At 53.6% G+C, this 18,177-nt stretch carries 14 protein-coding genes, 1 tRNA gene and 1 pseudogene; 7 read left to right on the top strand and 9 right to left on the bottom strand.

All coding sequences use genetic code 11. The features are described from left to right. Positions 1 to 62: 62 nt before the first annotated feature. Positions 63 to 614 carry a recombinase family protein gene (locus A5774_RS05285; protein WP_064833688.1) on the bottom strand — a complete coding sequence of 184 codons (552 nt, stop codon included), beginning with the start codon at positions 612 to 614 and terminating at the stop codon, positions 63 to 65. Between the two features lie 1,048 nt (positions 615 to 1,662). Between A5774_RS05285 and A5774_RS05280 the strand changes: the two genes are divergently transcribed. Then, positions 1,663 to 2,223: an HNH endonuclease signature motif containing protein gene (locus A5774_RS05280; RefSeq protein ID WP_156519549.1), complete on the top strand. Its 561-nt coding sequence runs from the start codon at positions 1,663 to 1,665 to the stop codon at positions 2,221 to 2,223. A 90-nt stretch (positions 2,224 to 2,313) separates the two neighbouring features. Then, positions 2,314 to 3,381 (top strand): AAA family ATPase, encoded by a 1,068-nt coding sequence (locus A5774_RS05275; RefSeq protein WP_064833684.1) that lies wholly within the window; start codon positions 2,314 to 2,316, stop codon positions 3,379 to 3,381. A gap of 909 nt (positions 3,382 to 4,290) precedes the next feature. On the opposite strand, the gene A5774_RS05270 is transcribed toward A5774_RS05275, so the two are convergent. From A5774_RS05270 to A5774_RS05265, 3 genes and pseudogenes are all read right to left on the bottom strand, one after another. Beyond that, entirely contained in the window at positions 4,291 to 5,070 is a 780-nt protein-coding gene (locus tag A5774_RS05270; protein ID WP_231892351.1) for a tyrosine-type recombinase/integrase, read from the bottom strand. A gap of 9 nt (positions 5,071 to 5,079) precedes the next feature. Next, positions 5,080 to 5,238, bottom strand: a pseudogene (locus tag A5774_RS11945) (hypothetical protein); the annotation flags it as partial. 376 nt (positions 5,239 to 5,614) lie between these two features. Further along, positions 5,615 to 5,688, bottom strand: a tRNA-Pro gene (locus A5774_RS05265). Between the two features lie 131 nt (positions 5,689 to 5,819). On the opposite strand from A5774_RS05265, the gene A5774_RS05260 reads away from it, so the two are divergent. Further along, positions 5,820 to 7,451: an ABC-F family ATP-binding cassette domain-containing protein gene (locus A5774_RS05260; RefSeq protein ID WP_034646078.1), complete on the top strand. Its 1,632-nt coding sequence runs from the start codon at positions 5,820 to 5,822 to the stop codon at positions 7,449 to 7,451. A gap of 103 nt (positions 7,452 to 7,554) precedes the next feature. Then, on the top strand, positions 7,555 to 8,289 hold the full coding sequence (locus tag A5774_RS05255; protein ID WP_064833682.1) for a hypothetical protein: 735 nt from the start codon (positions 7,555 to 7,557) through the stop codon (positions 8,287 to 8,289). A 60-nt stretch (positions 8,290 to 8,349) separates the two neighbouring features. Here the strand turns inward: A5774_RS05255 and A5774_RS05250 are convergent, their stop codons facing one another. Both A5774_RS05250 and A5774_RS05245 read right to left on the bottom strand, forming a co-directional pair. Continuing rightward, positions 8,350 to 9,714, bottom strand: coding sequence for a PFL family protein (locus A5774_RS05250; protein WP_021353934.1), 1,365 nt, complete (start codon positions 9,712 to 9,714; stop codon positions 8,350 to 8,352). Positions 9,715 to 9,741: 27 nt separating this feature from the next. Next, positions 9,742 to 10,011, bottom strand: coding sequence for an ACT domain-containing protein (locus A5774_RS05245; protein ID WP_027017955.1), 270 nt, complete (start codon positions 10,009 to 10,011; stop codon positions 9,742 to 9,744). A gap of 78 nt (positions 10,012 to 10,089) precedes the next feature. Here A5774_RS05245 and A5774_RS05240 point away from each other — a divergent pair, with 78 nt between their 5' ends. Then, positions 10,090 to 10,794 carry an NAD(P)H-binding protein gene (locus A5774_RS05240; RefSeq protein WP_064833680.1) on the top strand — a complete coding sequence of 235 codons (705 nt, stop codon included), beginning with the start codon at positions 10,090 to 10,092 and terminating at the stop codon, positions 10,792 to 10,794. On the opposite strand, the gene A5774_RS05235 is transcribed toward A5774_RS05240, so the two are convergent. The 3 genes from A5774_RS05235 to can form a co-directional block, all read right to left on the bottom strand. Next, positions 10,791 to 11,540 carry a homoserine O-succinyltransferase gene (locus tag A5774_RS05235; protein ID WP_027017956.1) on the bottom strand — a complete coding sequence of 250 codons (750 nt, stop codon included), beginning with the start codon at positions 11,538 to 11,540 and terminating at the stop codon, positions 10,791 to 10,793. The two genes, A5774_RS05240 and A5774_RS05235, sit on opposite strands and share 4 nt — an antisense overlap. Positions 11,541 to 11,565: 25 nt before the next feature. Continuing rightward, positions 11,566 to 12,135, bottom strand: coding sequence for a TetR/AcrR family transcriptional regulator (locus A5774_RS05230; protein WP_023019467.1), 570 nt, complete (start codon positions 12,133 to 12,135; stop codon positions 11,566 to 11,568). A 147-nt stretch (positions 12,136 to 12,282) separates the two neighbouring features. Further along, positions 12,283 to 15,102, bottom strand: a complete 2,820-nt coding sequence (gene can / locus A5774_RS05225) for an aconitate hydratase (protein ID WP_021353929.1) — start codon at positions 15,100 to 15,102, stop codon at positions 12,283 to 12,285. A gap of 246 nt (positions 15,103 to 15,348) precedes the next feature. On the opposite strand from can, the gene A5774_RS05220 reads away from it, so the two are divergent. After that, positions 15,349 to 15,879: a DUF6676 family protein gene (locus A5774_RS05220; protein ID WP_064833678.1), complete on the top strand. Its 531-nt coding sequence runs from the start codon at positions 15,349 to 15,351 to the stop codon at positions 15,877 to 15,879. Between the two features lie 440 nt (positions 15,880 to 16,319). Further along, the gene (locus A5774_RS05215; RefSeq protein ID WP_021353927.1) at positions 16,320 to 18,146 is read left to right on the top strand and encodes a DIP1281 family NlpC/P60 protein; all 1,827 of its coding nucleotides are present in this window, start codon (positions 16,320 to 16,322) and stop codon (positions 18,144 to 18,146) included. Positions 18,147 to 18,177 lie beyond the last annotated feature (31 nt).

The raw sequence follows: 18,177 nt of genomic DNA, 5'->3' as shown, positions 1-18,177 counted from the left end.
AATTTTGGGGAAAAATCCTGACCTACAAAAACCCACCGGGGTTGTGTTCCCGGCGGGGTTGGTTACCGGTTGGCCAGGTAGTTGTACACGGTGGCGCGTGTCACACCGTATTCTTTGGCTAGCGCTGTAACCGTTTCCCCTCCGGTTTTGCGTGCCCTGAGTTCTGCAACCTGTTGGTCGCTGAGTTTTGGTTTGCCCCCTTTGTATTTGCCCTGTTGTTGGGCAATTTTTATTCCCTCACGTTGACGTTCCAGAATCATGGACCGTTCAAACTCTGCAACCGCACCAAGCATAGACAACAGCATGGTGTTCATTGGGGAATCTTCACCCGTGAACGTTAGTGATTCTTTGACGAAACGTACACGAACACCGTCGGTGGTGAGCTGTTTTACGATGCTGCGCAAATCGTCAAGGTTTCTGGCCAACCGGTCCATGCTGTGCACAACCAGAGTGTCACCGTCTCGCACGTAGTCCAAGGCTGCTTGCAGCTGTGGCCGGTGACTGTTTTTGCCACTGGCCTTGTCGATGAACACCTTGTCAATGTGTTCCCCGTCCAACTGTCGGTTGGTGTTTTGTTCAACCGTTGAAACTCGTTTGTATCCGACGATAGCCATAGCGGTGGTGTTCCTTTGCTTGTTCCGACGCTGTGTGTTTAAACAAAGTCTAAGACCCGGGTGTACACGTGTCAAAACGGGTTGTTAACCACCCTGTTTTTACGGTGTTTTGTTTACCCGGTGAGTGTGCATTCTGGGTATACCCTGATTGGACACACGGTTAGACACTGGACAACCGTGGTTGGGTTGGTTCCCCGGCGCGCCGGGGTTGTAAGGCAATGGGGTCTCGTTGGTACCGCTGCTACCGGTTGCCGGACACACGCGGGGTGCTGTGGCCTCCGGTGCCCCGTGCACCGGCGGGTGCTGGGGTGCTGGGTGGGTACACGCTCCGGTGGCCTCGGTTGGGCTGTGGCGTGCACAGGCTTCGGGGTTGCCGGGTGCAGGTGCACCGGCTTGGTCCGGTTGGCTAGGCGGGTGCTACCGCCGGGGTACAGCCCCGGCTACCGGGTACAGGCACAGGGTTACCGGTTGGTGGGTTGTACCTGTTGGTCCAGCCGTTTTTAGCTGTTTTTGCGAGGCTGTGACCGGGTGTTTTGCAAAGCCGTTTTGGCTGTACGCTCGTTTAAGCGATTTTAGGTAAGCGGTTGGGGGATTGCCTTGCCACGGTGGTTTAACGCCTCAGACGGGCCTGTAGCGGGTGTTGTTGGTGTACCCCACGGGGTATACCCTCACCCCGGGTTCCAGACCGCAAGGTAATGCGGGTCTCCGGTCTTGTACAGGTTTCTAAGGTGACAAACACCACAAGCGGTTATCTTGCTTTCGCCTTCGGCTAAGAGTAACTTGGAGGGGCTAGCCTTGTCCACGGTCATGCAACGCAGCAAACGGATCAGATGGACCGGGGCAGCAAACAGCAGCCAACAGGCTGTGCTCATTGTTCAAACAACAGCGGTGTTCACGGGGTGCAAGCCCGTGGAAAAACAAACCGCTCCACAACCAAGAAAGAGGTTAACACTTGCACAAGTCAGACTACAACACCGAACGCGAACAGCTCGCACAACAGGGTAAACGCCGGTGCAGAACGTGCAACGAGGTCAAACCCGAAACACAGATGGCACCCAACAAGTCCAACTACCGCGGCTACGAAAACCGTTGCCGCGATTGCAAGCTGGCAGCCAACCGTTCAGGTGGCAAAGATCGAACCCCGCTGCAAAGCCGCCTGTACAACGGTGCAAGACAGGCTAGGCAGCTTGGACGCCGGAACTACCGGGTTACACAGGAACAGGTGCTGAAAGAGTGGACGCGCCGGGGCTTGGATCCCAACAGCTGTGCGTACTGTGGTGTTGTCCTGAGCATGGACAAAGACGCACCTGAGTTTTTCAACATTGACCATTTGGAACCGTTGTGTCTGAAAGGGTCCAAAGGCCACGCCAAAACCAATCTGATCCCGTGCTGTGCCAGCTGCAACAAGCAAAAACACAGCAAACACCTTGTCCAATTCCTGGCCAGCCGTGAACACCCGGCTGACCCAGCGACGGTGGAACAGCTCACAAAAGCGTGTTGGACACAACCAGTCAAACAGTCTAAACCTGTGGGTGAACCTGTTGAGATGCTGTTTTGCCAGTACATGCACACGTTCATGCGTGAACCAGAGTTTGAGGCCGTCGGTTAGGCCCGTCTGAGCTGTGCCAACCCCGTTGTGGCATGTTTTACGGCTGCTTCGGGGTGGCTGTGTCCATTGTTGTTGTGTGAAAGGATTTTTGTGTTAACCGCTGAAAAGCAGTCTTGTGTCTACTTTGACGATTCCACCGGCGAACTCACCAACGCCGGGGTGGCGTCGTTGGCTAAGCATCGTTTGGGGCTTAAAACATTGGCAGAGTTGGCTGATGAACCAGATGACCCGGCGCGGTTTTTTCTGATCCCTGGCCTTGTGTCCAGTTCGTTGACGTACCTTTACGGACAGTCGAAGGTGGGTAAATCGTTTGTTGTGGCCAATATTGTGGCCAGTGTGTTGGACGGTAAGCCGTTTTTGGGTAGGCAACCGCTAAAGACGGTTGACGGGGTAGTGATTGTCACAACAGACGCGGGTGATGCCTACGCGTACCATCAACGCCTGAACGATTTGGGTGTTGCCGATGATGACCGGGTGGGGTTGGTTCCGGTTGGGATTGCCCCGGAGCCTGAACAGCTTGCAGAGGTTGCAGACCTGTTTGTTAACGGTGACTACGGGTTCGCTGTGTTCGACCACGCCACCGGGCTTGTACCCGCGGATCAAAACATTAACGTGCGTGAACCGTGGGTTGGTTTGTGGCGGTTTTTGGACTCGTTGGGTGTTCCGGCGCTGCTGGTTGGTCACTCGTCGGATTCCAAATTCGAGGGGAAACCCGTTCACAGGCCCGCCGGAAACAGTGCTGCCACACAGTTCGCACGCACCCGTGTTGAGGTGCACAGGCCGGATGAGCGCAACCTGTCCAACCCGTTGCGTGAGATTGTGATGTTGGGCAACCACGGGGAAGGCGAACGGTTGCAGGCGATGCTTGCCCCGGAGGGGTTGACGCTGGTTGATGACAGCGACGATAAGCCGGAGGCTGGCAGGCAAAGGGATAGCCAAACCCTTGACAACAACGCTGCAATAGCGCGGCTGGCTGTAGGCTCCAAAGCAACCACCGTTACCGCTGTGGCTAAGGATATTGCTAGCGATGCAGGGCTAAGTGCTAAAACGTTGAGTGGCAAAAGGTTGCCTGAACTGGTTAGGTCTGGCCTGTTGGTTAAGTCCAGTAATCCACGGGCTAAAGGCTGCTACGAGGCAGGCGACAAGCTTAGAATGTGATGCACCTCATAGGTTGCACTGTTTTGTAAAAGTGCAGGTCACAGGCTTTTCGGTGCAACCCGGCGCGGTTGCACTCTCTAGCGTTTATGCAGGTCACAGCGATGCACCTGCAACCTGCACCCCCCCCCTTATATATCCCCCCACTGAGTGAACCCCTACGGCGGCTTCGCGCCGATTCTCCGGAGGGGTGAACGATACCAAGCGAAAGACTTTGGCAGCCCGCCGGGGCTGCTAAACGTCTGAGCTGTTGGACCGAAGAATACGCCTGAACCAACAGGCGTGTTCGTAGGTGAACAACCAACTGTTGTTATGGCGGCCTTCGGAGGCCGCCTAAACCATTTCTAAAGTGAGTAGCATCACAGCCGTTGGGGCTGTGGTGATACGACCACCGTAAGGCCGTATCAACGGCCGGTAGGTGGATTGGTTTGGGTGAAACCCCAACAAAGGGGTTGAACCATGTTAGAGGCAACCGGAGGGTTGCCGATGGTGTAACCAACAAGCGAACCCTGTGGTTCGCTGTGTAAACAGTTTTTCTTCGGCCGTGGACCAACACGGCCTGTGGTTGTTTATGGTTAGCCCGAAGCCACAAGAGCGTAGGGCTTACGGTTGTTTTTGATTGGTCCACAGGGGATACCAACCCCTGTGTCTGATAAGCCAACAGCGGGCCAAACAGGCCCGCGTTACACAACATTGGTTGTCCACCGTTGCCGAAGCCAACAGTGTCCAACACCCAACCGTGTGCTACGGCTGTCACCGTAGCCCAATGTGTTTTATGTCACTTGTAGTTGCTACTCATTTTTGAGTAGCTACCTGACTAACAGCCCGGTGGATTGCACCACCGGGGTTGTTGATGGTTGCCCCGTGCACAAGCCACGGGGCTTGTCTTAAAACATTCGACGGGTGCACAAGCTACCCGGCGCGGTGGTGGTCTGTGGATTCTATGCTCACAGCAGCCATAAGCTCACCCGGCCTGTGCTCTCGCACGCGCATGTACGTGTGCAAAATGGTGGACAGATCCGATTGACCAAGGATTCTGCCTATTTCGGTGGGTGTTGCCTGTTGTTCTGCCAACCGGGTGATAAGCCAGTTGCGTCCGTAGTGCGGGGTGATTTCGCTGCTAACCCCGGCTTTGCTTTTGGCACGGTGAAACACTGATCTGAAACTTGTGTCCATCACGGTGCCACCGGTGGCTGTGGTGGTTACCAGAGCCTCAGGACGGGGTTCGACGTATTCGGCCAGGTGCTTGACAACCAGGCTCCGGTGTTCTTTGAGTATCGGAACATCACGGTACCCTGCCTGTGTTTTGGGTGGTTGCCGTTTCATCACCATGCGGCCCGTGTGATCGGGAACACGAACCAGGGTTGCTTCAACCCTGACAACCCAACCGTTTGCCACGCGCACCACGTGGCGACGCTGCAACGCCAAACATTCACCCACGCGCAACCCGTGGAACAGGCACAAAGCCACGGCAAGCCGGTAGCGCGCCGGGGTGTTGTTGAGTATCGCCAACAGTTCCTGATCGGTGGGTAGCTGCTTGTGTTTTAGCGGCGCTGTACGCCTGTGTGAGGCTTTGATAACCACCGGGTTGGTTTCCAGTACCCCGGCGTCTACAGCCGCGTCTACGGCTGTTCTGAGCAGCTTGTAGGCCTTGTTGTTGCGGTTGCCTGTTTCGGGGGTGAGTGCCACCATCGCCTGCCACCACGTGCGTACGTGGTCTTTGGATAGTTTGCTGATCCTGAGCTTGTGGAACGGGGGATAGCCCTCTATTCGGGTTCTCAGAACCGTTTGGTACGTGGTGTGAGATGAATCCCGTAGCCGTGGCCTGTGGCTGGCTAGCCACTGTTGGCACCACTGCACAACGCTGAGGTCGCCGGTCGGTTGTTTGGCCGGTTTCGGTGGTTCCCACAGGTTCAGACGTATTTTGGCCTGTTGGGTTTCCACGTAGTCTATGGCTAGCGCTTTGCTCGCAAAAGTGTTTGGGGCTGTGTAGCGTAGCCCGTCCGGTCCGGTGTATCTGGCCTGCCAGTTGCCGGAGGATAGTTGCCTCACGTTTCCCGTGTTTTTTGTGCCCAATTTGTGCCCAATCCGGTGCAGAAACGGGTTCAAACCACACCCGGCGCTTGGTGGTGTGGTAAATTTTCCCCGTAAGGTGTTTTCGCCTTATCACCGGGTTAAACAACTGAAAAACAGGGTGTTAGGTTATCCTAAAAACCTGCTCTGAGCAGGGCTTTTGTCGGACTGACAGGATTTGAACCTGCGACCCCCACACCCCCAGTGTGGTGCGCTACCAAACTGCGCTACAGCCCGTTGTTGCCCAGAAATCCGATCAAGGGCTCTGCGGCAACGTTTTCACTATAGCGTTTGCTCGATATATCGCGCCAAACTTCCAGCTCACTACGGTTATTAATAAACCGTGGCGACTGCTAAACTGGCTGGTCGTGATTGTTAGCCAAGACCTCGAAGTCCGCGCCGGTGCCCGTACCTTATTGCATGCTCCTGGCCAGCATCTTCGGGTGCAGCCAGGGGATCGCATCGGATTAATCGGCCGCAATGGTGCGGGAAAAACCACCACCATGCGCATTCTTTCTGGCGAAACCCAACCCTATGCTGGTGAAGTACGCATTTCGGGAGATATCGGCTACCTTCCGCAAGATTCTCGTGAGGGAAACATCGAGCAAACTGCTCGCGACCGCGTCCTGTCAGCACGCGGGCTTGACGAGCTGCGCAAGTCCTTGGATAAGCAACAGCAGATTATGGAAACCACCTTAGATGATGACAAGCGAGACAAAGCCATCACCAAGTTCTCCAAATTGGAAGAGCGATACCACAGCCTTGGTGGTTATGAAGCGGACTCGGAAGCAGCCACGATCTGCGACAACTTAGGGCTCGAACAACGAATTTTGGACCAGCCACTCAAGACGTTGTCGGGTGGTCAGCGTCGTCGTGTAGAGCTGGCACAGATTTTGTTTGCTGCCACCAGCGGGGCAGGAAAGTCACAAACCACGTTGTTGCTCGATGAGCCAACCAACCACTTGGATGCTGACTCCATTTCCTGGTTGCGTTCGTTTTTGGCGAAGCACGAAGGCGGCTTGGTCATGATTAGTCACGACGTTGAGCTGCTTCGCGACGTCTGCAACAAAGTGTGGTTTTTGGATGCCGTGCGCTCGGAAGCCGATGTGTACAACATGGGCTATGAGAAATACCTCGACGCGCGTGCCACCGATGAAGCACGCCGTCGACGCGAACGGGCGAATGCCGAAAAGAAAGCATCGGCGCTGCAAAAGCAAGCAGCGAAATTGGGTGCCAAAGCTACGAAAGCGGCCGCTGCAAAACAAATGCTTGCTCGTGCAGAGCGAATGATGGGCAATCTGGATGAGGTCCGCCAAGACGATAAGGTCGCATCCATTAAGTTCCCAGAGCCAGCTCCGTGCGGCAAGACCCCGATGCATGCGACGGGACTGACCAAAATGTATGGTTCGTTGGAAGTTTTCGCTGGTGTCGATCTGGCGATTGATAAAGGCTCCCGCGTCGTCGTTCTTGGGTACAACGGCGCCGGTAAAACTACATTGTTGAAATTGCTTGCCGGCGAGGAACGCACCGACGGCGAAGGCGGCATCGTCACCGGCCATGGCTTACGCATTGGCTATTTCGCCCAAGAACACGACACCATCGATCCTGATCGGACAGTCTGGGAAAACACAATTTCTGCCTGCCCTGACGCCCATGAGCAGGAGCTTCGCAGTCTGCTCGGTGCTTTCATGTTCTCTGGTGACAAACTGGAACAACCCGCAGGTACACTTTCCGGCGGTGAGAAAACGCGTTTATCGCTTGCTACCTTAGTTTCTTCCCGGGCGAATGTTTTGTTGTTGGATGAGCCCACCAACAACCTGGACCCGATATCGCGGGAACAGGTATTGGATGCTTTGGCGACCTATACTGGTGCCGTCGTCTTGGTTACCCACGACCCCGGCGCGGTCAAAGCACTGGAACCGGAGCGGGTCATCATCATGCCAGACGGTGATGAAGATATGTGGAGCGACGAATATATGGAGATCGTGGAATTGGCCTAAGCTGGCACAACCACGCGGGATGTGTCTGTGTGATTTTGTGGTCGTGGAACCACAGCCTGGTGCGCACAGTCTATTGGGATAGGACACGAGAAAGGACTATCCATTGAGCCTCGATAAATATCGGAACCGTATTAAGAACTTGCTGGACCGTGCTGCTGCCTGTGAAGGCACACCGGAAGGCGATTTGTGCCGGGTGAAAGCTTTTGAGTTGGCAGCAAAATACGCCTTAGATCCCGATGATGTACGCAATCAAGCAGATGCGGACTCGGCAGGACAGACCACGTGGGAATGGGAATTAACTGGTAGCTACAAGCCGCAGCAGCGAGAGCTGCTTGCACATATCGCTAGTGCTCTGCATTGTCGGGTCCTTTATGAGCGTAGCGGCACCGGTCGGCACAACTCTTTCGGATTGGTTTTTGGTGTGCCCCGGCATCTCGAGAGGGTGAAAATGCTCTTTCCCATGCTTAACTTGCACATGTCGGCGGGATCAACAAAATACGCTGCGAATCACGGCGCGCGTGATGCCGCGCATACGAAACGCTTGAAAACTTCCTGGATGATGGGGTTTTCAAATAGCGTCTTTGATTTGCTTGAGCAGGCGGACCAGGACACCGCGTCCCAAGTTGGCCAGGGAGCAGAGGTCGCATTGCTTGATGACGCCAGCGCTGCAGAAAAACTCATGCACGACTATGTTCACGAGGCAGGTTTGGTACTGCGAAACGGCCGACAGAATTCGCGGGCGGTCGATCCAGAAGCGATGCACGCGGGCAGTGAAGAAGGTCGCCGCGTCGACCTAGGCAACTCCCGGCTTCCACAACGCAAGGAACTGTCTGCATAGTTGGCTAGTTCTGTAGTGGCGTAAGGGCCTGCCAATCTGACAGGCCCGATAAACCAACTATTAATTGCGGAATCCGTGTACCGGGGCTGGGATGAACCCACCGCGGTGGATGAACTCGCGATTGCCGACGGTGTTGACAGGAATGATCGGTGCGTAGCCGAGAAGACCACCAAAATCGACTTCATCGCCTACTGCGGCACCGGGCACAGGAATAACACGCACCGCCGTGGTCTTATGGTTCATCACACCAATTGCGGCCTCATCTGCGATCATCCCTGCGATAGTTTCTGCAGATGTGGCACCAGGAAGTGCAATCATATCGAAACCGACCGAACAAATTGCGGTCATTGCTTCCAATTTGTCCATGCTGATGCTGCCAGCACGCACAGCATCGATCATTCCTTTGTCCTCAGAGACAGGAATGAACGACCCTGATAAGCCGCCGACACGCGAGCATGCCATCATGCCGCCTTTTTTCACCGCGTCGTTCAGCAATGCCAGAGCAGCAGTTGTGCCGTGGGTTCCGACTTGTTCTAATCCCATGTGTTCGAGGATATGAGCGACGCTGTCACCGAGTTCGGCAGTCGGTGCAAGCGAAAGATCGACGATGCCAAACGGAACACCCAACCGTTGTGAAGCCAAATTGCCAACTAGTTGACCAGCGCGGGTGATCTTGAAAGCTGCTTTCTTGATTTCTTCCGCAACTTGATCCAGGCTTGCCCCCTCCAGGCTGCCCAATGCCCGATCGACGACACCAGGGCCAGATACACCGACGGAAACCACACAATCAGGTTCTTCCACGCCATGGAAAGCACCTGCCATAAACGGGTTATCGCCAACAGCGTTGGCGAACACCACTAATTTGGCGCAGGCGATCGCAGAATCGTCCTTGCTTAATTCGGCGGCGGTTTTAATAACCTCGCCCATGTGTCGGGCAGCATCCATATTGATGCCCGCGCGGGAGGATGCAATGTTCACTGAGCCGCATACCACTTCCGATTGCGACAGAGCTTCCGGGATGGACTCGATGAGTCGACGGTCTGCTTCGGTGGTACCTTTTTCAACGAGTGCAGAGTATCCACCTATAAAGTTAACCCCGACTTCATTGGCTGCTTTGTTAAGCGCGTGGGCTATATCGGCGGGGTTGCCTTCAACACCGGCTGCAATCAAAGAAATTGGCGTAACTGAAATCCGCTTGTTTACGATCGGAATTCCGAGTTCAGCTTCGATTCCTTCGCATACTTCAACTAGCCGTGACGCACGGGTAACGATTCGGTCATACACCGCATCACAGGTGGCAGACATCGTCGGACGTGTGCAACCGAGTAATGAAATACCCATGGTCACAGTACGAATATCAAGACGATATTTTTCGATCATCTCGATCGTATCGACGATCTGAGCATTCTTAAAAGAAAATGGCATAGTGTAGTTTTCCTGCGCTAGGTGGTGCTAAATTTCGTTGATCGCGGTAAACAGCGATTCAGCCTGAATGCGAATAACTTGGTGGGTTTCTTTTTCTACGGCTTCCATACGCTTTTGAATCTGCGGTATCGACAAGGCTTCATCATCGAATTCCACGCGCAGAATCATCGTGAAATAACCAGACATAAGGGTTTGTGAAACGTCGACAATATTAACGTTTAACTCCGCGAGAGCAGTACTAACAGAAGCGATAATTCCGGTGTTGTCCGCGCCGGTCACGGTCATGATGGCATACATATTACTCATCTTAACTGCCTATCCAGCATTCTTATTAGCCGGGGCAAAAAGCTTTCAACGAAGCGTAGAATTGTGTACATGACAGCAACTCAGTCGCAAGAGAACGTAACTGCCACAAACACACGAGTATTGGTTATCGGCGGATCTGGCAAAGTTGCCAGCATTGCCATTCCCCAATACGCGAACGATTACGAGATCACCGCGATGCTGCGTCGTGAAGAAAAAGCAGAGGAGGCGCGGGAGAACGGCGCAACGCCGTTGGTCCAAGACGTAACTACTGTGTCTGCGGATCAGTGGGCAGCGCTGGTCCATGATTTTGATGTTGTGGTGTGGACCGCAGGTAACGGCGGGCGTGCCGGTGCCGACGTCACCTATGCCGTGGACCGCGATGCTGCCTTGGAATGCATCAAGGGCTTGGAAAAAGTCCAGGATGAGGTTGGTAAAGATCGCGCGCCTCGGCTCATCATGGTGTCCTATATGGGGTCGTTGGACAACGAAACCGACGATCAAGGCGCATGGCTGGCATACGTGGAGTCGAAAAAGACCGTCGACAAGCGCCTGCTTGATTCTGATTTAAACTACATCATCCTGGCCCCCACGTTGCTGACCCTGGATCCGGCGCAGGGCATTGCCGTCACCGAAAACACACCAGAAAAAGCCGGGGAAAAAACGTCCCGTGAGCTCGTCGGTCAGGTCATCTTCGAGCTGGCTGGGCGGGCGGAACTGCCAAACCAGGATTTCATTGCCTTCCATGATGGCAACGATCCAGTGAGCACCATTTAGCTGGTAGCTGCGCGTGTTGCGCAGTACCGCACGAAGATAGCGAGCAACTCATTGCTCCATTTCGTGTCAATTGATGGCAAGCTGTTGACGATATCCAGGTAATCTTCGGGGGAGAAATAGCCGTAGTCATAGAAAAAATCCATGCGTTTTTTCATGGCCACGGCATCCATCTCTGCATGAAACTGGCTCGCCCATGTCGAATTACCTACTCGAATTAGCTGCACAGGGCAGGTTGGCCCGTCGGCAAGAATCGTCACCTCCCTGCTGTCGGACGCAGCTAAATCTTCGACGGCTTCAGTGTGTCCAGTCAGAGACGTGAATTCCTGTGGGAGATGACGGGCGAGCACATCCTCGGAGGCATCTGAGGTCAGCCGAACCACGGTTTGTCCAGAGGTTTCTGCGTGCGTGTGACCAACAATTCCACCTACATGATGCGCAAGCCAGGAAGCTCCGAAGCAAATTAAAAAGACTGGTATCTCTGAAGCCGTGAGAATTTCCAGCTGACGATGAATATGAAGTTGCCAGCTGTTCCAATTTTGGTTCGTGATGTTCAATGAGCTGCCGCCCACGATGACGCCATCAAAATTGCTTAGATCAGGAAGCACAACATCTGTGGAATCAATGACTAGGTGCGTAGTCTGCTCCTGGCTCAGCCCTGTGGCTTCACAGATGTCACGATACTCAGCGGCAGCAACTGCCGGTGCGGTCTCTCCATAGCGCAATGAGACCAATAGAAGATTAACCATAGTGGCTACTGTTATACCTTATGCCTTAAACATCATTGCCATCGCGTCGGATAGCTTGTTCTGCAATATCAAGGACGGCTTCATCGGTGGCCATTCCCATGGCATTACGCGTGATCAAACCGTCCATCACCATTTCCAAAAAATATTGCAAGGTATCGATTGGTACGTCGACCCGCATGCGGCCTTCCGCAGCATTTTTTGCTAAACGATCGTGCACTGCTTGATCAAGGACTGCTTGATGTTCTTCCCAGCGTGCACGAAAAGAGGCATCAGTACGCAGCATCTTGGAAATCTCTAAGCGAGTAGCCAGCCAATCGTATTTCTCAGGATTCCGAATAATATCACGCATTACCTCGACCAGCCCTTCACGGGCAACTACTTCCGCTTGCCGTGCGGCATCCTCCCGCGCTAGAGCGAGAAACAAGTTTTCTTTATCAGAAAAGTGATGAAAAATCGCACCCCGAGATTTTCCTGTTGCTTGTTCGAGACGGCGAACAGTCGCCCCTTCGTAACCATATTCAGCGAAGCACTTTCGCGCGCCGACCAAAATTTCTTGGCGACGACGGTTGAGTTCATTTTCACTTACTACTGGCATAGAGGAAGCGACCTTTCAGTCCGGAAATACGAAAACGGGGCTGCTAAGCCCCTGCCACGATCGATTTCTCCGTAACTGGGATCAATAGTCGTAGCGAGAGGTTATGCAGCCCCGCGAATCCTAATGGTTAGGGCTAGCTAGTACTAGCTAGGATTTAACCATCTGACGGAGAACGTACTGCAGAATACCGCCGTGGCGGTAATACTCGGCCTCACCAGGGGTATCGATGCGTACTTTGGCATCGAACTCGATGGTTTCGCCGTCTTCTTTGTGTGCGGTCACCTTAACAGTTTTCGGAATCGAACCGTTGTTGAACTCAGTCAGCCCCTCAATATCGAAGGACTCATGACCAGTCAATCCAAGGGATTCGTGTGACTCACCCTCGGGGAACTGCAATGGCGCAACGCCCATACCGATCAAGTTCGAACGGTGGATACGCTCGAAGGACTCAGTAATTACGGCGCGGACACCCAGCAACAAGGTTCCCTTCGCAGCCCAGTCACGCGAAGATCCGGTGCCGTATTCTTTACCACCTAGCACTACCAAAGGAGTTTCTGCTTCCTTGTAGTTCTGTGCAGCATCGTAGATGAATGCTTGTGGCTTGTCGTCCTTGGTGAAGTCCAGGGTATAGCCACCGGATTCTTCTACGAGCTGGTTGCGCATACGGATGTTCGCGAAGGTACCGCGAACCATTACCTCGTGGTTACCACGACGGGAACCGAGCGAGTTAAAGTCCTGGCGTTCGACGCCATTTTCTTCCAGGTATTGAGCCGCTGGGGTACCAGGTTTGATGGCAGAAGCAGGGGAGATGTGGTCGGTTGTGACTGAGTCACCCAACTTAACCAGTACACGTGCACCCTTGATGTCCTCAACGTCTGCTGGCTCATTCGGCATGTCGTCGAAGTATGGAGCCTTGCGGATATAGGTGGAGGCATCATCCCATTCGAAGGTCTTACCCTGCGGGATATCCAGGTTCTGCCACTGTTCATCGCCCTTGAAAACATCGGCGTAGTCAGCTTCGTACATTTCGCGCGAGATGGAAGACTGGATGGTCTCTTCAATCTCTTCTGGGGAAGGCCAGATGTCCTTCAAGAAGACATCATTGCCATCTTTGTCCTGACCCAATGGCTGTTCATTGAAGTCGAAGTCCATGGTGCCAGCAATGGCGTAGGCGATTACCATCATTGGCGATGCCAGGTAGTTCATCTTGACGTCCGGCGAAATACGGCCCTCAAAGTTACGGTTACCGGACAGAACCGCGGTCGCCGCTAGGTCTTCGGTGTTGATAGCATCGGAGATTTCTTCTGGCAGCGGGCCAGAGTTACCGATACACGAGGTACATCCGAATCCGGAGAGGTAGAAGCCCAGAGCCTCCAAGTCTTTCCACAGGTCAGCGCGTTTGTAGTAACCGTCGACAACCTGAGAACCAGGCGCGCAAATGGTCTTCACCCAAGGCTTGGAGGTCAGTCCCAGTTCGTTTGCCTTGCGGGCGATCAGACCTGCACCGATCATGACCGAAGGGTTGGAGGTGTTGGTACACGAGGTGATGGAAGCGATTGCGACCATGCCGTGGTCTAGGGTGTACTCGCCGCCGGCTGGTGACTGCACCAAGGTTGGGTGGGATGGACGACCTTCGGCACCTTCAGAGGCATCTTCGCCCTGCCCCTTACGGGAAACGTTGTGACCGTCGGTGATATCAGCATCGGCATAGCGTTGAACGCCGCCTTCGGCGTTCATGCGACGGACCTCAGGCTTCTTGCCGTCTTCTGAAACTTTGTCGTCTGTGTAGTTAACCAGGTCCTTACGGAACTGTTCCTTGGCTTTGTCCAGCTCAATGCGGTCCTGTGGACGCTTTGGTCCGGCGATGGAAGGCTTAACAGTAGACAGGTCAAGCTCGATGTACTCGGAGTACTCGGCTTCTTCGTCATCTTCTTCCAGCCACATGCCTTGAGCTTTGGCATAAGCTTCGACGCGGTCAATCTGCTCCTGTGGGCGACCGGTGAGCTCAAGGTACTTGGTGGTTTCTTCGTCGATAGGGAAGATCGCGGCGGTTGAGCCAAACTCCGGCGACATGTTGCCGATAGTTGCACGATTCGCCAGTGGAATTGACTTGACACCGTTGCCGTAGAATTCGACAAACTTCTGGACGACGCCGTGCTCACGCAGCATGTCGGTGATAGTCAACACAACGTCGGTGGCAGTAACGCCAACTGGAATTTCTCCAGTCAACTTGAAACCGACCACCTTCGGAATCAACATCGATACCGGCTGCCCCAACATGGCAGCCTCGGCCTCGATACCACCGACACCCCAGCCTAGGATTCCTAGGCCGTTCTCCATAGTGGTGTGGGAATCGGTACCGATACAGGTATCCGGGTATGCCAGACCATCGTTGTCGAAAACAACGCGACCCAGGTATTCGATATTTACCTGGTGAACGATACCGGTTCCTGGAGGAACTACCCGGAAGTTGGAGAAGTTTTCCGCACCCCAGCGTAAGAACTGGTAGCGCTCTTCGTTGCGCTCGTATTCGATAGCAACGTTCTTGGTCAAAGCGTCTGCGTCACCGAATGCTTCTGTAATGACCGAGTGGTCAATAACCATCTCGGCAGGATTCAGTGGGTTAACCTGGTCCGCGCTGCCGCCCAGGTTGGATACAGCTTCGCGCATAGTAGCCAAGTCGACGACGCAGGGAACACCAGTAAAGTCTTGCATCAACACGCGTGCAGGCGTGAACTGGATTTCGGTATCAGGTTCCGATTTTGGATCCCAGTTAGCGATGGCCTTGATGTGGTCTTTGTTGACGTTTTTTCCGTCTTCTGTGCGAAGAAGGTTTTCTGCCAGAACCTTAAGGGAATAAGGCAGCTTCTTCAGTCCGTCAACTGCATCGAGCGCGAAATAGTCGTATGACTTATCACCGACCTCGAGCTTCTTCTTAGCGTTGAAGGAGTTCAAGCTTTCAGTCACAGGGAGCTCCATTTCCTTGTTGTGCAAAATTGTAAGACCAAAAAGTCCTAGAACACGGGGTTCACTGCCCCAGTGTAGGTTGACGACCCCTCGTCCTGCCAAAAGTATAACAGTACAACTGTTCTGTTATTAGTCGGTAACCTATTCGCGTGGCTATATAACTGTAAGCTGGGCAAAACATGCCCAAGCCACTCACGTTCCGCCCACTTTGTTACCCCCGGAAAGATTAAACAGAAAGTAGCTATCATGATTCCAGCTGGCGTCGACCTAAGTGATCTCAGTGCACAGTTATCGCAAGGCAATGTGGCTATAGGGGAACATGCTGAATTCGCACGTGCGCAACAGTCACAATTGCGGCAAGCCATCGCAGAAATTAATAGCAACAGCGCGGAACTGGCGAACCAAGACACTGAAAACACAGATACTCTTACGGGCGATGGAAAATTTGGGATAGCGCTCATAGATACGCCTTATGACAAGGCTGCAGACTTGCGTGATGTGGCCCAGGAATTACAGTTGCGCACGGGAGTTGAGACAGTCATTGTGCGGACTCCACAAGGTGGAGCTGCCGTCAGCGATAGTTATTCGAGGGCAGATCTAGAGGCGGCAGAATCGGCGTTTGCAGGAGTATCGACCGATGTTGGTTTGCGTAATTACATAGAGGCGCTTTCGTCACCCAACCCCTCGTGGCTTGTGTTTGCAGTGGTGATCGCCGCAGTCATTGGTACAGCCTTGATTTTAACCTGGCACGCAGTAGCTAAATCGTTACATAATTGAGTCTATTTCCGGCGTGTCGTTACAAACTGTGACAAAAAGCACACTAAGGATTTACTTCCACCTTTCCCCAGGCCATGGCGTTAGTCCACGCTAAACACTTGACGTTACAGTCGGGAATATTGTGAATCGGTGTGTTCATGTTGCCCTTAGTGGCATATGGTTTGGCTATTGGCCCGCGGGTCATAACAGAAAATCCAGACATGGTAGTGGAACATCGCCGAGAGTCGAAAACTATGACTTTTAATCTTTGGACAACTGCAAACACGGGCATGTGGGGAAGCACGCCATGAGATTTGCAGGTACGGAGAATGGGTCATTTTGGGCGCTGCACGTATTGCGGCCGTTGATTTTCTGTGTGTCCTGCGTGTCGGTACCCACTGTCGTAGATTCTAATGTGCAGTCAAGCCATTCGGCTTGACTGCACCTGTCAGGAGCGTGTCGTGCCTTCATCGTCTCACCGGCGTACCTTTCGCGTACGCAGTTTTAGCGCAGCGATTGCCTGTACCGCATCGCTATCGTTATTTGGGTCCTCATCCATCGCGCAAGCGTCGCCAAATGGCTCACTACAGCCTGCAGTTTCCGAGCTAATTTCGACAATTACTGATGCGGAATCAGAGCTCAACAACTTGGATTTAAAGATCGGTGAACTCCGTGAATCCGTTAACGAAGCTTTGCTTATTCTGCAGGATTCTCGCACGGAGGCTTCACAAGCACAACGTGGCGTTAGCACCGCAAAAGAAGAACTTGCTGTTGCACAATCGGATATCGCAACAGCGCAGTCCGAACTAGATGAGCTCTCGCGTTCCAAGTATCGTCGTGCTGCTGGGGCCTCCGGTTTGAGGGAGATAAGCGGTGGGGATCACCGTGATGACGAGCTATTCCGGAAATCGATTCTGCGAACGCAGGCGGAAGAAAAGCTGTCTACTATTGACGAGCTCGACCGGGTGCGTACTGAAAAGGCCAACAAAGAATCACAGTTACGCAAAACTCACGAACTCGCCGAACAACGGGCTGAGCAGGCTGCCACTGCCGAGGAACAAGCCCGCAAATTATTGGAAGCAACCACTGCTAAAGTGGCCCAAGTTGAACAAGAACGTGCCGCAGTCGCACAAGACCGAGATGAAGCGCAGCAGGAACTTGCCGCAGTACGAAGCGGGGAAACCGCCTCTAGCTCGGGCTCCGTGAGTACAGAATTACGGCAAGACGACTTGTCCGTTCCAAACCACAATTCTGCTCCAAATACTGCAAGTCACGCACCAGAAAACAACAGCGGTTCAGAAACTGCGGATTCCGCGGTCGAATTAGACGAACAAAAACCATCCGGGACGACCGGAAACCGCGCCTCCAACTCAACAGAAGCTTCTCAGGACCCTGACGCAATTTCAGCTGAACTCCGTGAGTTAATTGACCAAGCTGCCGACGCTGTTGCTGAACACTTACCTGACCACACAGCCTTAGAAGCTACGCCGCGGGACACTCCCACATCGGAACAGGAATCTCAGGATCCACCTGGTCAAATCCCAGCACTACAAAGAAATACAACTAGAGAAGAAACCACAGCGGAGTCAATAACTGGCACCAATGCTGAAGCGGAAGGGGAAGCCGCTTCAGCATTGGAATCAGAGGATAGTGCCCCACAGAACAGTACTACCGTGGCAGAGACCGCGACAGACACCGCAGATTCAGTGTCTCCTGATAGCGATTCTTCGAACGCAGACGGTGTCTCAGCAACCGATAGCACACAAAGCGACGTTGTTGAGGAGCTCGGTGGCGTACTGGAAGAACTCGATACCAATGAATCTGTGACAGAAGATGCTTCAGCGGGTTTTGCTAACGTAGCTCCGTCACAGCAAGCGCAAGCCGTCTTATCTCGCGCACGGTCTCAACTCGGTGTGGATTACGCTTGGGGCGGTGGCAACGCGCAAGGTCCGACCGCTGGCATCCGTGACGGCGGCCACGCAGATAGCAACGGTGACTTTGGCAAAGTTGGTTTTGACTGCTCTGGTTTGGTCCAATATGCGTTCGCCGGTGCGGGAATTTCTTTGCCACACTACAGCGGAGGTCAATACCGGCACGGCACTCATGTATCAACAACTGATCTGCAACCAGGTGACCTGATTTTCTATGGACCTGGTGGATCACAGCATGTTGCTATCTATTCTGGCAATGGAATGATGATCGAGGCCCCACATTCCGGCTCGCACGTACGGGAAGTCCCAGTGCGACACACTGGAATGACCGAACACGCTGTTCGCCTCCTGGGATAACCAAGCAAAATAATTTATCAGGAAAATTCCC

Origin of the sequence: Corynebacterium sp. EPI-003-04-2554_SCH2473622, assembly GCF_001665955.1 — a bacterium.
Lineage (GTDB): Bacteria > Actinomycetota > Actinomycetes > Mycobacteriales > Mycobacteriaceae > Corynebacterium > Corynebacterium pseudodiphtheriticum.
Note: the sequence above shows the minus strand (reverse complement) of the source record. Positions and strands in the feature narration are given on the sequence as shown.

Excerpts from the sequence above, each read along its gene's own strand:
- A5774_RS05285 (WP_064833688.1), bottom strand. The coding sequence starts at position 614 with ATGGCTATCGTCGGATACAAACGAGTTTCAACGGTTGAACAAAACACC.
- A5774_RS05280 (WP_156519549.1), top strand. The coding sequence starts at position 1,663 with ATGGCACCCAACAAGTCCAACTACCGCGGCTACGAAAACCGTTGCCGC.
- A5774_RS05270 (WP_231892351.1), bottom strand. The coding sequence starts at position 5,070 with ATGGTGGCACTCACCCCCGAAACAGGCAACCGCAACAACAAGGCCTAC.
- A5774_RS05250 (WP_021353934.1), bottom strand. The coding sequence starts at position 9,714 with ATGCCATTTTCTTTTAAGAATGCTCAGATCGTCGATACGATCGAGATG.
- A5774_RS05245 (WP_027017955.1), bottom strand. The coding sequence starts at position 10,011 with ATGTATGCCATCATGACCGTGACCGGCGCGGACAACACCGGAATTATC.
- A5774_RS05240 (WP_064833680.1), top strand. The coding sequence starts at position 10,090 with ATGACAGCAACTCAGTCGCAAGAGAACGTAACTGCCACAAACACACGA.
- A5774_RS05235 (WP_027017956.1), bottom strand. The coding sequence starts at position 11,540 with ATGGTTAATCTTCTATTGGTCTCATTGCGCTATGGAGAGACCGCACCG.
- A5774_RS05230 (WP_023019467.1), bottom strand. The coding sequence starts at position 12,135 with ATGCCAGTAGTAAGTGAAAATGAACTCAACCGTCGTCGCCAAGAAATT.
- A5774_RS05220 (WP_064833678.1), top strand. The coding sequence starts at position 15,349 with ATGATTCCAGCTGGCGTCGACCTAAGTGATCTCAGTGCACAGTTATCG.